This is a genomic window from Photobacterium sp. GB-36 (assembly GCF_003026135.1).
In the GTDB taxonomy this organism is placed as follows: Bacteria; Pseudomonadota; Gammaproteobacteria; order Enterobacterales; family Vibrionaceae; genus Photobacterium.
In genome coordinates this window covers 72,532-85,601 of sequence record NZ_PYNY01000012.1, presented here as the reverse complement: position 1 = coordinate 85,601, position 13,070 = coordinate 72,532, and the positions used below count along the sequence as shown (strand labels likewise).

At 41.7% G+C, this 13,070-nt stretch carries 11 protein-coding genes and 1 riboswitch; of the genes, 3 read left to right on the top strand and 8 right to left on the bottom strand.

Features of this window, described 5'->3' with window-relative positions; genetic code table 11:
- Nucleotides 1-19: 19 nt before the first annotated feature.
- The 8 genes from thiQ to leuA all read right to left on the bottom strand — a co-directional run bounded on the left by thiQ (nt 20) and on the right by leuA (nt 9,302).
- A complete protein-coding gene (gene thiQ, locus C9J46_RS12515; protein WP_107207638.1) occupies nt 20-754 on the bottom strand; it encodes a thiamine ABC transporter ATP-binding protein in 735 nt (244 codons plus the stop codon).
- Complete coding sequence (gene thiP, locus C9J46_RS12510; protein WP_107290975.1) at nt 741-2,351, bottom strand: thiamine/thiamine pyrophosphate ABC transporter permease ThiP; 1,611 nt, start codon at nt 2,349-2,351, stop codon at nt 741-743. Before thiP ends, thiQ begins: the two co-directional genes overlap by 14 nt.
- A 12-nt stretch (nt 2,352-2,363) precedes the next feature.
- Nucleotides 2,364-3,353, bottom strand: a complete 990-nt coding sequence (gene thiB, locus C9J46_RS12505; protein WP_173425485.1) for a thiamine ABC transporter substrate binding subunit — start codon at nt 3,351-3,353, stop codon at nt 2,364-2,366.
- 113 nt (nt 3,354-3,466) lie between these two features.
- Nucleotides 3,467-3,580, bottom strand: a riboswitch (TPP riboswitch).
- A 27-nt stretch (nt 3,581-3,607) separates the two neighbouring features.
- Nucleotides 3,608-4,390, bottom strand: coding sequence for a DUF547 domain-containing protein (locus tag C9J46_RS12500; RefSeq protein WP_107290974.1), 783 nt, complete (start codon nt 4,388-4,390; stop codon nt 3,608-3,610).
- A gap of 140 nt (nt 4,391-4,530) precedes the next feature.
- Nucleotides 4,531-5,133 carry a 3-isopropylmalate dehydratase small subunit gene (gene leuD / locus C9J46_RS12495; RefSeq protein ID WP_107207641.1) on the bottom strand — a complete coding sequence of 201 codons (603 nt, stop codon included), beginning with the start codon at nt 5,131-5,133 and terminating at the stop codon, nt 4,531-4,533.
- Nucleotides 5,134-5,148: 15 nt separating this feature from the next.
- Entirely contained in the window at nt 5,149-6,591 is a 1,443-nt protein-coding gene (leuC, locus tag C9J46_RS12490; protein ID WP_107207642.1) for a 3-isopropylmalate dehydratase large subunit, read from the bottom strand.
- Nucleotides 6,592-6,605: 14 nt separating this feature from the next.
- Nucleotides 6,606-7,694, bottom strand: coding sequence for a 3-isopropylmalate dehydrogenase (gene leuB / locus C9J46_RS12485; RefSeq protein WP_107290973.1), 1,089 nt, complete (start codon nt 7,692-7,694; stop codon nt 6,606-6,608).
- Nucleotides 7,695-7,757: 63 nt separating this feature from the next.
- Nucleotides 7,758-9,302, bottom strand: a complete 1,545-nt coding sequence (leuA, locus tag C9J46_RS12480; RefSeq protein WP_005369859.1) for a 2-isopropylmalate synthase — start codon at nt 9,300-9,302, stop codon at nt 7,758-7,760.
- Between the two features lie 508 nt (nt 9,303-9,810).
- On the opposite strand from leuA, the gene C9J46_RS12475 reads away from it, so the two are divergent.
- From C9J46_RS12475 to leuO, 3 genes are all read left to right on the top strand, one after another.
- Nucleotides 9,811-10,320, top strand: coding sequence for a phosphatase PAP2 family protein (locus C9J46_RS12475; RefSeq protein ID WP_107207644.1), 510 nt, complete (start codon nt 9,811-9,813; stop codon nt 10,318-10,320).
- A gap of 10 nt (nt 10,321-10,330) precedes the next feature.
- Nucleotides 10,331-11,449 (top strand): MJ1255/VC2487 family glycosyltransferase, encoded by a 1,119-nt coding sequence (locus C9J46_RS12470; RefSeq protein WP_107207645.1) that lies wholly within the window; start codon nt 10,331-10,333, stop codon nt 11,447-11,449.
- A gap of 323 nt (nt 11,450-11,772) precedes the next feature.
- Nucleotides 11,773-12,726 (top strand): transcriptional regulator LeuO, encoded by a 954-nt coding sequence (gene leuO / locus C9J46_RS12465; protein ID WP_107207646.1) that lies wholly within the window; start codon nt 11,773-11,775, stop codon nt 12,724-12,726.
- Nucleotides 12,727-13,070 lie beyond the last annotated feature (344 nt).

Sequence of the window (13,070 nt, the reverse complement as noted above, 5' to 3'; positions counted from 1 at the left end):
TACTTATTGCATTCTGCGGTTATGTTTCTGGTAGGGTTAAACCGAGATAGTTTTTAAGCTCAGGTAATACGGGATTAGATAAAACATCACAGGTTTCTCCTACCGCTTTGATAGTACCTTCATTAATAAAAATACATTTATTGGCAATTTTTTCGGCATCTTCAGGACTATGAGTGATCATCAATACCGTCATATTACGGGTTGTGGCTAATTGCTTAACGAGGTTTAACATCTCCGCACGCAGTGCAGGGTCAAGGGCCGAAAATGGTTCATCAAGCAGTAGCAAAGGGCGCTCTCGTAATAAACATCGCGCTAATGCTACTCGCTGACGTTGCCCGCCAGAAAGCTGCTCAGGTAAACGCTCAAGATAGGTATCAATCCCCACTTGTTTCGCTGAATTAGTCACTCGCTGTTTTTGCTCTGCGGTAAGTTTAAGGTTTGGGTTGATACCTAACGCAATGTTTTCAAATACACTGAGGTGAGGAAATAAATTGTGCTCTTGAAATAACATCGAGAGTGGACGTTGCGCAGGCTCTAGCTGACAGATAGATTGGCTATTAACGGTGATCTCACCGCTATCAGGGACGAGAAAGCCAGCAATGAGTGCGAATAAGGTACTTTTACCTGCGCCACTTGGGCCAATGAGTGCAGCGATATCTCCCTGCTCAAGCTGAACATCAAAGCTCAACGCCATCGCAACCTCATTTTTGTGTTGAGGTAAGTAGGTATAGTTGAGTTGATTAATGTTTAGCATGATGAACTCCTTGGCGATGGCGAGTAACAACAAGATACTCGACGGCACTAAATAAACCTAAGCTGAGTAACAGTAAAACCAGTGCAGCAACAGCAGCAGCATCCATTCGGTAACTGCCCATTAGTTCAAATAAATACAATGGCAGCGTTTGAAAGTCTTGACTGCCAAATAATGCAATCGCACCTAAATCCCCCAGAGATAAGACAAAGCTAATAGCGAGAGCTTGGGCAATAGGGGCACGTAACGCACGCCACTCAACCAAACGTAATCGCGATAGATGCGTCATCCCTAAACTGCGACATAACGGATTATATTGCTGCGCGAGATGGAGCATTGGTTGACTTAATGTTTTGATTACATAGGGCAGTGCCATTAGGGCATTAACACAGACCACAACCCAAAACGCAGCACTGTAAGCATCAGTATATTGGCGCAGTAAAAGAAAAATACCAGTACTTAACACTAACCCTGGTGTCACTAAAATCACTGTGCCGATCATTTCAATCCCGTCAGCAGCCAGTTTTTTACGTGCTAAGCGTAAGCTACGACTCGTGATGAGGATCATGACGCCAAGACAAAATGCTAATAAGCAGGAAAATAGTGCGATATGGAGTGAGTTAGTGATTGCTGACCATAACTGCTTTTGTTCTAAGATATTAAATAATTGATGGTTAATACCCGATACAAAGACGGCTATGATCGGTGGTATAACAAACATTAACGCACAAATGATCCAGAATACATCCCAACATTTAGCGCGCCATGTATCGTTATAATTCACTACATTTTTGCTGATAGAGCCGTTGAGGGTGGAAAGCGGTTTAGCAAAACGTTGGGTAAAAAGTACTAATGAGCAGCAAAGTAGCATTTGCCATAAGGCTAAAATAGCCCCTGTCGCTAAATCGAAGTCATAACGCAACGCTTGATAAATGGCGAGCTCGATAGTGGTTGATTTAGGGCCACCGCCAAGCGACATGATCACGGCAAAGCTGGTAAAGCACAACATAAAGACTAAACCCGCGATATGCGGCAGTTGTTGGCGTAGTCGAGGCCATGCAATTAAGCGAAATTTACTCCAGCCAGTAATACTTAAATGCGCTGCAAGCTGATGTTGATCTGCAGGGATACCATCGAGACTTTGCAGTAGAAAACGCACGGTCAGTGGCAGGTTTAAAAATACGTGAGCCAGTAAAATCCCGCTTAAACCGTAAATGTTTAATGGCGGTAAGCCTAGTATTTCTAGGTTATGGCTGATCAATCCACTTTTGCCATAAATCGATAATAACCCAAAAACAGCAACCAATACGGGTATCACGAGCGTCATCGCAAATAAACGTAATAGCAGAGCTTTTCCTACAAACTGCCGTCGTGAGAGTGCATAAGCAATGGGAATCGCTGGGATGATGCTAAATAGAGTCGACAAGATGGCTTGATAGAAGCTAAATCCAGTTACATGTCGCAGATAAGGATCATGCCATAGTGTTGATAGTTGCCAGTCGTTAGCTTGGCTGATTAAGGCGGTGAGCGCGGCAACAACAACAAAAGTGATCAGCCCGGCACTGATAATGCCGGGCAATAAGGTAATGCGTTTGTTCAAAGTCTTAAACCATTACTGAGTGAGGGCTTGCTGCCACTCTCGGATCCAGGCTTTGCGATGCGTTGCCACTTCGTCGGCACTAAATTCAAGTGCTTTGCTTGGTACGGTGAGTTCATCAAAACCTTTCGGTAGGCTTTGCTTTGTTACTGGATACATCCAGTTGTGAGTAGCGATTTGTGACTGAAAAGCATCACTTACAATAAATTGCATAAATTGATCGGCAAGCTTTGGATGTGGGCTATTTTTCATTTTTGCTGCCACTTCAACTTGCATGTAATGGCCTTCTTTGAAGTTAGCCGCTTTGTACTGGTGTTTGTCTTCAGCAATGATGTGATAGGCCGGTGATGTGGTGTAAGAAAGCACCATATCTGATTCGCCTTTTAAGAACATGTTATAGGCTTCAGACCAGCCCTTAGTGACGGTCACTGTGTGTTTCGCTAGTTGCTGCCACATTTCAGGGGCTTTATCACCGTAGACCGATTTGATCCATAACATAAGACCTTGGCCTGGGGTTGAAGTACGAGGATCTTGATAGATAACGCTGATATTTTGATCTTTGATCAGAGCATCTAAACTCGCTGGTGGGTTTTTCAGTTTATCGCTGTCATACACAAAGGCAAAATAGCCGTAATCATAAGGGATGAAAGTATCATCACTCCAACCTTTAGGAAGCGTGAGCTTACTGGTATCAACATCACTTTTTGCTAATAGGCCGGTATTTTTCGCTTCTGTCATTAGGTTGTTATCTAGCCCTAATAACACATCTGCTTTACTGTTTTTCCCTTCAAGACGAACGCGATTTAAAATCGATACGCCATCTTCTAAAGAAACAAAATTGACCGTACAACCATTACATTGTTTTTCAAACGCTTTCTTTACTACAGGACCAGGACCCCAGTCGGAAGCAAAGGAGCTGTAGGTATAAACATTAAGAGTATTGTCTGAGGCGAAAGCTGAGCTTGCAACTAATGACAGAGAGATTAGGGGAAGAAGAGTGTTTATTTTTTTCACTATGCGCTCCGAGATGTCCTGCATCCTTGGGACAAAAATTGAAAGAGAGAGCGGCACAGGTTTGAGTGCTGTTGCATCATGCAATGGTCAGCGAGCTCGAAAGCATGTTCGAGCATCTCAATTCCTACGCCAGCATTACCTGGTTCAGGTTCAATGGGTCCTGCTATAAAGCACGTATGCCTAACAATCTCAGCCAAATGGCTCCCCAATGAGAACAGACTATTGTACCTGCAACTGTATCGAAGTTATAGCTTCTGATTAAGTTGCCAATTATAGATGTAATGGATCTGAGTGAATTGTAGGTTAGGCGTAATACGATAATGATTAAGGTGTTGTTGTAACTCAATTAACGATCCAAAATCAGCTTGATACCAATCATAGATAGATGACAGTGTGATGCCATTTTTTGTTATTTTTATTGCTTTTTCACTATTAATAAAACGTGTTGCAGCTTGATCTAACTGGGAGTCTAATCGATCGCTATTAAACGCTTTAGGCAGTAAATCAGGGCAACCGAGGCTGGCACAGTTGACTGCGTAGTGGATCCTAGGATCTTGCCAGATAGGGCGTAAGATCCGATGTTCAATATCGTTTAAAGTTAGCTTTTTATTATTAATGGTAATAATGGTTTGATCCCATGGCCCAAAGCTAAATAAACCTCCAAGTTTAGTGATTGATTTTACAGGGTAATTATCAATAATTAATTGAACGGTTAGGGCGTTATATAAATTAACCCAATAGGCAAATTGAACATTACGATTATAACGGTGAGGATTTTGGGCACTGAGTCGCTTAATATAAGTTGCTAGCTTTTGTTTATCTGCACTTGATACTTGGTTATAACGAAATAAGGTTTGATCCGGTTGAATGACAAGATATTTATCGAGTAGTTGCTGCCAATCTTGATGACTGATCTTGTTTGTGTTTTTAGGATCATGAGGTTGCCAATATGACCAGAGTTCGGATTTTGGCGCAGCAAAGATCGGCAGAGTGAATAACAGCAGCCAAGTGGCAATAACAATACGCATATTTTTCCTATTAATATAATAAGTAACAATATTGATTAAGACCGTAATAAGTATTGGCTAATTTCATTATCTTTTTGATATTTTAAATAAAAACGCCCTGTTTATATTAAACAGGGCGTCCGATTTCAGATGATGTACGATTACGCTAAGAAGCGAGGAATACGGTTTTCAAAGTCTGTAATTTTATCTTCGTGTTGCAGTGTCAAACCGATATTGTCTAAGCCATTTAATAGGCAGTGACGACGGAATTCATCAATTTCAAAGGTGTACTCTTTACCATCCGCACTGACGATCATTTTTTCAAGATCAACCGTGATCTGTGCGCCTTCATTTTCATCGACATACTTAAATAAAGTGTCAACGTCTTGCTCAGAGAGACGTACGGGCACCATTTGGTTATTGATCGAATTACCATAGAAAATATCGGCAAAGCTTGGCGCAATCATAACTTGGATACCGTAATCAGCAAGCGCCCACGGTGCATGTTCACGAGAAGAGCCACAACCAAAGTTTTCACGCGCCAGTAAAATACTCGCGCCTTGGTAGCGAGGGGCGTTCATAATAAAGTCAGGGTTTGCCTGCTCGCCTGCATCATCTAGAAAACGCCAATCATGGAAAAGGTGCTTACCAAATCCAGTTCGGGTTACTTTCTGCAAAAACTGTTTTGGAATAATCGCATCGGTATCAATATTTGCCGTATCTAGCGGTACAACTAAACCTGTGTGTTGTTTAAAACCTGTCATGTTCAAATCCTTTTGTTACACCGATGCGGCATCTAGTTGGCGAATATCAACAAAATGTCCGGCACATGCCGCTGCTGCTGCCATGGCTGGGCTAACTAGATGAGTACGCCCATCACGACCTTGACGGCCTTCAAAGTTACGGTTACTGGTTGACGCACAACGCTCACCGGGACCTAAGCGATCGTTATTCATTGCCAGACACATTGAACAACCGGGTAGTCGCCATTCGAAGCCTGCTTCAATGAAGATTTTATCAAGCCCTTCTTTTTCAGCTTGTGCTTTCACTTGCTCTGAGCCTGGAACGACTAAAGCTTGTACGTTAGCGGCAACTTTACGCCCTTTGGCAATGGCTGCTGCTGCGCGCATATCTTCAATACGTGAGTTAGTGCATGAACCAATAAAGACTTTATCAACGGCAAAATCAGACAGGGCTTTGCCAGCTTCTAGTCCCATGTAAGCTAATGCTTTTTCTGCAGAGGCTTTTTCAACGGGATCGTTAAAGCTTTCAGGGGCAGGGATTGGCTCATCAACGGCAATCACTTGACCTGGGTTTGTTCCCCATGTCACTTGCGGCTTTATGTCTTTAGCATCGAGCGTTACAACGGCATCAAACTCGGCGTTCGGATCGGATTTCAATGATGTCCAGTATTCTACTGCGGCATCAAAGTCTGCGCCTTTCGGGGCAAATTCACGATCTTTAATATAATCAAAGGTCGTTTGATCCGGTGCAATTAAACCTGCTTTAGCGCCTAGTTCAATCGCCATATTACAAACGGTCATACGACCTTCCATTGTAAGGTCTGTGATTGCTTCGCCACAGAACTCAACCACATAGCCAGTACCGCCAGCTGCGGTTGTTTTACCAATGATGGCAAGGACGATGTCTTTTGCTGTAATGCCTTCAGCTACTTTACCTTTAACTTCAATCTTCATGGTTTTCGCACGAGATTGTTTTAAGGTTTGGGTGGCTAAGACATGTTCTACTTCCGAGGTACCAATACCGAAAGCCAGTGCGCCAAAGGCACCGTGAGTCGCGGTGTGTGAGTCACCACAAACAATGGTCATACCCGGCAGAGTAATACCCAGCTCAGGCCCCATGACGTGTACAATGCCTTGATATTTGTGGTTTAAATCATACAGGGTGACACCAAACTCTTCACAGTTTTTTGCCAGTGTTTCCATTTGAATACGTGCCATTTCCCCCGATGCATTGATATCTTTAGTTTGGGTAGAAACGTTGTGATCCATCGTGGCGAATGTTTTTGATACTTGACGCACTTTACGACCCTTCTCACGCAAGCCATCAAAAGCTTGCGGGGATGTCACTTCATGTACAAGGTGACGGTCGATATATAAGATCGGGTTTTCCCCTTCTGCTGCAACGGCAACATGGGAATCGTAAACTTTTTCATAAAGCGTTTTAGGTGAAGCTGAAGCGTTATTATTAGTGTTCGACATTGCTCAATGCTCCCTTATGCTTGTTGAATGTAGGCTGCGATCTTATCGCCCATTTCACTGGTGGTGAGTGCTGGTTTATCACTCGCAAGATCGGCAGTTAACTCCCCAGCTTCCAGCGCTTGTGATACCGCTTGTTCGATAGCACGCGCTGCTGTTTCTTCACCTAGGCTGTAACGAAGCATCAGTGCTGCTGATAGGATCTGCGCGACTGGATTTGCAATGTTTTTACCTGCAATATCCGGTGCTGAACCGCCGGCAGGCTCGTACATACCAAACTTATCTTGGTTAAGGCTAGCTGAAGGCAACATACCCATAGAGCCTGTGATCATTGCACATTCATCCGAGATGATATCGCCGAAGATATTTGAACATAGCATGACATCAAATTGAGAAGGATCTTTGATCAGCTGCATGGTCGCGTTATCAATGTACATATGAGTTAACGTCACATCAGGGTAATCTTTTGCGATTTCTTCTACGACTTCACGCCATAAAATAGAGCTCTGTAGGACGTTAGCTTTATCAATAGAGCAGACTTTTTTGCTGCGTAAGCGAGCTGATTCAAACGCAATTTTTGCAATACGTTCAATTTCATAGCGGTAGTAGACTTCAGTATCGAACGCTTTTTCTTGTGCGCCTTCACCTTCGCGGCCCTTTGGCTGACCAAAGTAAATACCGCCAGTGAGCTCACGCACAACAGCAATATCAAAACCACGCTCTGAAATATCAGCGCGTAGCGGAGAGAACTTCTCTAAGCCACGGTGAATTTGAGCTGGACGTAGATTACAAAATAATTGGAAGTGTTTACGAAGTGGTAGAAGAGCACCACGTTCAGGTTGATCGTTAGGTGCTAAATGCTCCCACTTAGGGCCACCAACAGAGCCAAATAATACGGCATCGGATTGTTCACAGCCTTTTAGAGTAGCATCAGGTAGTGGGCAGCCATGATTATCGATAGCAATACCACCTACATCATATTCTGTACGATTAAAGGTTAGATTAAATTTAGCCTCGATTGCATTTAGCACTTTATGTGCCTGTTGCATCACTTCTAGACCAATCCCGTCACCGGGTAAAACTGCAATATTGTAAGAACCAGCCATGGTATCTTGCTCTCCATAATTGTTTAAAAGTATAAATTCGTGAGTCGCTGTAAGCGTTATCAACTAGTGAGTTGCTGAGCGCTGCTTTATTTCTTCAATTTGATCTGCACGGTGAATGCTATTGATAACGTGCAGTAACGCTTGACCAGACGCTTCTACAATATCGGTTGCTAAGCCCGTTCCGTGGTATTTTCTGCCTTTATAATTAGCGATGATATCAGCTTGTCCTAAGCCGTCTTCGCCTTCGCCTTTTGCGGTTAAATCAAATTTATCCAGTACAATGTCATAACCTGTTAGGCGGTAAATACACTGGTATAACGCATCGACAGGACCATTACCGACCGCCGCTTCACATTTTTCTTCGTCACCACACAATAGTTTGATACTGGTGGTGGCCATCACACTACCCGACTGAACACTTAGGTAGTTCAGCTTGAAGTAGTCATCTTCATCACGAAGGTTAGAAAAATGCATCAGTGCTTCTAAGTCATAATCAAACACTTGGCCTTTTCGATCAGCCAGTTTTAAGAAATCAGCATACAGTTTATCTAGGCTATACTCTTTCTCGGTGTAGCCCAATGCATCCATGTGACTTTTAACTGCCGCACGACCAGAGCGACTGGTTAGGTTTAGTGCTTGGTTTTTAAGGCCAATCGATTCAGGCGTCATGATTTCATAGGTGTTTTTATTTTTTAGCATCCCATCTTGGTGGATACCCGATGAGTGACTAAAGGCATTAGCACCAACAATCGCTTTATTGGCTTGAATTGGCATATTACACAACTGACTAACCATTTTACTGGTACGGTGAATTTCATCGTGTTTGATATTGGTTGTAACGCCCAGTAACTCCTGACGCGTTTTGATGATCATCGCAATTTCTTCTAGTGAGCAGTTACCTGCACGCTCACCTAGACCATTAATGGTTCCTTCTACCTGACGAGCACCCGCTTGAACGGCCGCCATTGAGTTGGCAACAGACATGCCTAAATCATCGTGACAGTGAACAGAAATCACTGCCTTATCGATATTTGGAACGCGGTTAAATAGTTGAGTGATAATGCCGCCAAATTCGCTTGGCAGGGTGTAGCCCACGGTATCAGGGATGTTAATGGTGTTAGCGCCCGCATCGATAGCGGCTTCTACCATGCGGCACAGATTATCAATTGGTGTACGGCCCGCATCTTCACATGAAAACTCAACATCATCAGTATAATTACGCGCGCGCTTTACAGCTGCGACACCCATATCAATGACATCATCATAGCTACGACGTAGCTTGTCTTGTACGTGAACGGTTGAGGTTGAGATAAAGGTGTGAATGCGGAAAGCTTCTGCGACTTTCAATGACTCTGCCGCTACATCAATATCTTTTGCTACTGCTCGTGATAAAGCACAAATACGACTGTTTTTGATGTGTTTCGCGATAGTTTGTACTGACTCAAAATCGCCAGGGGATGAAACAGGAAAGCCTGCTTCAATCACATCAACGCCTAAACGCTCTAATGCGTATGCGATCTGTAGTTTTTCTTTTACGGTAAGGCTTGCCGATAACGCTTGTTCACCGTCACGTAGCGTAGTATCGAAAATAATGACCTGATCTTTCATTGCTACTTCCTTTTAATCTATTACCGTTACAGGTTAGTTCGCATTCACTTGCGCTAGTCGATATATGAAAAAACCCGCGCAAGTTGCGCGGGTTTTAAAATCTTTAGTGGCGTTTCCCACTCAAAAGCAACCCGCGCGATTTAAGTCACGATAAGGAGGAGGCTAAGGAGTAAAGAGAAACGTTTTTTCATTTTATACACACTTATATAAAGTTGATTAACAAATGAATACCAAATAGACAGGTCAAAGGTCAACCAATAATTACGTTTATTTTACAATTATGGCGGTAACTAATTGATTTTTAATTATTGCGATATGTTTTTCCATAAATAAGGGAAAAAAACAGAGATGATAGGGCAATAACATTTAATGATAAATAGTTGTCAAATTATTAACAATTTACGTAATTCTCTTTTCTTCTAGATTGTCACTGACTCTCCTTTGAAGTTTCACCTTGTTGTCACAAGTCCTTTTTATCCTAGTGATAGTTATAAAAAGGAGAACAATGATGACATTACTTACCCCTATTCAGCGTTTTGATTATGCGTTTTCAACGCTATGTCTCTGTCATCGATTTAATATTCCATTGGCTAAAATTAGCCGTATTGTTTCACGAACCGGTGATGGTCACTTATATGCCATGATTGGCTTGCTCATATGGTGGGGTGATCAACAACAGGGGGGGGCTTTCATTTTTTATGGTTTGTTGATGTTTTTGATTGAACTCCCATTGTATTGGTTGCTCAAAAACAGCTTTAAACGCAGTCGTCCGGTTAGTTTACCCTCCTTTATTAAACCCTCAGATCGCTATAGCTTGCCATCAGGTCATACTGCGGCGGCTTTTATGATGGCCGCCTTAATTTCAAGCTTTTATCCTTCGTATAGTGAAATGGTGTGGCTATGGGCAAGCTGCATTGGCTTCTCCCGTGTATTGCTGGGGGTACATTATCTTAGCGATATCATTGCTGGCGCATTATTAGGTTTTGCTTGTTTCGAATTAGCCGGTTATATCTTGTAAGGAACATACAATGAAAATACTTTATGGGATCCAAGGTACGGGTAATGGCCATATTTCTCGAGCTCGTGAAATGGCACGTGCTTTTGATGGATTAGATTGTGAGGTTGATTATTATTTTTCAGGGCGAGAAAGAGATAAGTTTTTTGATATGGCCTGCTTTGGTGATTATCAATTGGGAAAAGGGTTGACTTTCGTTACCGAACAAGGCTGTATCCAACGGTTAAAAACATGGCATCAGCTTAATTTACGGCAATTTCGACAAGAGGTGAAAACGTTAGATTTATCTCGTTATGATTTTGTGTTGAATGATTTTGAGCCCATTACGGCATGGGCTGCAAAACAGCAGAAAGTGCCCAGTCTCTCGTTAAGTCATCAAGCTGCTTTCCTGCATGATGTGCCAAAAGCGAATGAAAGCGTATTTGATCGATTACTTACACGTTATTTTGCTCCGACTCAATATCAAATTGGTCTGCATTGGCACCATTTTAACTGCCCAATATTACCGCCAATTATTCCTTGTTTTGATACACCAAGTTGTCAGCAAAAACCATTTATTTTGGTGTATTTACCCTTTGAGTCACTTTCTCAAATTACCGATTTACTCTCTCATTTCCAGCAAGTGAATTTTGTTTGTTATCACCCCGATATTGAGAGTAAATCACAATGGCAAAACGTGCAGTTGAAACCATTAAGTCGAGAGGGTTTTCATCACCATTTACATTGCTGTAAAGGTGTTGTGGCAAACGGTGGTTTTGAACTGCCTTCAGAGGCCATTTCTCTAGGGAAAAAATTATTGTTAAAACCACTCCAAGGGCAATTTGAACAAAGTAGTAATGTTGCCACGTTAGCGATGATGGGATTAGCGCATGTTACTCCATCATTAGATGTGACGACGATGCGAGTTTGGCTTGATAGCGAGAGTGTTGGGCGGGTTAAAATCCCAGATGTCGCAAGTGAAGTTAGTAAGTGGTTACTTAATAAGGAGTGGCATGATCTTGATACGCTAAAAGAAGAGTTATGGCAGCAAGTCGAGTTTCCAGAATCAGTTGCTGAAGCAATGTCTGAGCATTACCCTGAAAGCCAATATATTACGACAACACCTTCGCTTATTAAATCATTGGTGAAATGAATTAATAGAAAAATTACTGATTATTCTTGAATTTGTTATCGCTTTTCACCTTAAAAAAAGGTCTAAAATTTTATTCATATCTTTTTTTATTTATTTTATGTTTGATTTAAGATTATGATTTTTTAATGTTTATATTTCTGAATGTGGATTAATTCATACAATCTTCATAATCACTTATATTCTATTATTAGTCTCATCAATTTGTTTGGATAATACTGGTCTCATCCCAAATCAAGCGGGTTTAGATTAGAAGCAATAATTAAGCTTCTAAGTTACTGAAGGCATAGGACGTGCCGATGAACTCATAAATTTAGAGGCATAATATGACACGTAAAACAGCGTCAGTTTTCCCAACAGAAAGTTACTCAATGGAATCAACATTACGTAGTGTTGATCTTAATTTATTAACTGTTTTTGACGCCGTAATGCAAGAGCAGAACATTACTCGCGCTGCACATAATCTAGGTATGTCACAACCTGCGGTAAGTAATGCAGTTGCGCGCCTTAAAGTAATGTTTAATGATGAGCTATTTATTCGTCATGGTCGCGGTATTCAACCCACGCAACGCGCAAAACAATTGTTTGGTCCACTTCGCCAAGCACTGCAATTAGTGAAGAATGAGTTGCCATGTTCTATCTTTAATCCAATGACATCTAGCCGTACTTTTAAGTTGGCAATTTGCAGCCCCTCAGACATACGTTTTGCACCTCAGATTTTAAAAGAAATGCACTCCCAAGCTCCTCATTTACGTCTTCAACTTGAAGCAGAATTTGAAGCCGGATTAGCACAGAAATTGCGTTATCAAGAAATTGATTTTGTGATTGATTATGTACGCTTTGATGAACAAGGTTTTTGTAGCACAGAATTATTCAGTGATGAACTTGTTGTTATCGCATCTGGAAATCACCCCCGTTTACATGACAGTATTTCTGAAGCTGAATTTAATCATGAAATGCACGCCGTATTAAAAACGAACCCTGAAATTAAAGGTTTTGCCGATCATATTTACAATCAAGCGCACAGTTACAATGAAGCTTATCAAGGTGCGAGTTTAAGCAATATCATGTATGTGGTCGGTCAATCTGAATTAATAGCGGTAGCGCCTCGTTGGTTAGCAGAATCTGTGGCTGATAACCTACACTTAAAAGTGTTAGAGCTTCCCTTTGCGAATAACAAAATTAGCGGTTACCTAAGTTGGCATGAATCTACACAAAAGGATAAAGGCAATATCTGGATGCGAGATCAGCTAATGACAATTTGTGGCGATTTAACGTAATAAACCCCATGATATAAACGTGAAGGTCAGCACAATTGCTGACCTTTTTTGGTTAAAAGCTATCGATATTATAGTGGTAAGAGTTGTCTGCTGTTTCGCAATATGAATAATGCCGCAACGTGAAATAAGGTTGATTTTTTCGTTCTTCAACCATGTTATTTATAGATTCTTACACTTTTGCTTTTTGATTAAAAAGTCGTTTGATAGCCTTTATTCACAAGGCGTAGAGTAGCGGGTAAGCGTTGGGAAATATAATTTTATGTGCATTATGGTTGGCTTTTTATAGGCTGAATTGTAGACTGCATATCTCGAATAAGCTTACAAGTGTAAGCTAAAAAAATAGA